Genomic DNA, 1,047 nt, shown 5'->3' on the forward strand with positions numbered 1-1,047 from the left:
GGCGCTGTTCAGATTAAACGTTGATGACCTGCTTGCCGAGAGCTGACGCGATGACATCGTCGGCGGAAACGCCTTCCTTGTTCCAGCTCATCAGCCGTTGCCAAGCCAGGTAGTTCGGCAAGTACTTGGTGGCCACGCCCCTGAGTTGGCGCTGTATCCACGACTTGAGCCRCTCGTGATAATTGTTGGCGGACTGGACGTGATAGACCTTGTCGAGCACAGGGCCGTGATAGCTGGCGACGAACGACTTGGTCTGCACGCCGAGGGTGCGCTGCAGATGAAGAAAGGCGGAGTGTCCGTCCGTGCAGAGGATGGTCTCGCCCGGCGTTACGGCATCCTTGAGCGCGTCAGTCACCTCGGCGCCGGTCAGCCGGCCGAGCACCTTGTCGGCCGTCTGGGCCTGCCCGCGAGCGCGGCCTACAAGGACGGGAACCCAGTCCTTGCTTTTCCGGCCACGTCCTTCCGCCTTGCCGCCTCGTTTCCGCGAGGGTCTGGTGAGCTTCCTGGACCCTTTCTGTGACTCTCGGAAGTAGGTCTCGTCGACTTCGAGGATGCCGCTGATACCCTTCGGTTGATGCGCGACAACCTCACTCAGGAAGCGATGGCGCCACCGAAAGGCTCTGTCCAACGTTAGGCCAACCGCGTCCGCTGCTTCCCGCACCGTGAGGCCATTTTTCATGCATTGCGCGTACGCGTCGAACCGTTCCTTGTCGCGCAGCCGCGAGAGCGGCGTCCCGGATGCAGCGTTGAACGTCTTACCGCAATCGCGGCACAGGAAGCGCTGCAGACCGTTCTGGACGCCGTTCCGGACCACCTTCTCACTGCCGCATCGGCGGCATACACATGGACGCGCAGCCTCGATGGCCTGATAGCTGGCGCGCTCCGTATGCTCCGTAGTAAGCGCGCTTCGTACCTGCTCCAACTGGCCGGCGGTGAGCTTGGTCACCGACTCCAGGAATCTCTTGAACTGGCGGGCGTTCATCGACTGCTCTCGTCATATCAACGACCAAAGTCTAGCAGCTATCCACGCTTAACCTGAACAGCGCC

1 protein-coding gene is annotated in these 1,047 nt (G+C 61.6%); it reads right to left on the reverse strand.

All coding sequences use genetic code 11. The annotated features are described in order from the left end of the window. Nucleotides 1–13: 13 nt before the first annotated feature. Nucleotides 14–982: an IS1595 family transposase gene (locus tag AC1DS3_RS38970; protein ID WP_477129406.1), complete on the reverse strand. Its 969-nt coding sequence runs from the start codon at nt 980–982 to the stop codon at nt 14–16. Nucleotides 983–1,047: the final 65 nt, after the last annotated feature.

It is taken from the genome of Cupriavidus sp. 01L46 (assembly GCF_056399905.1).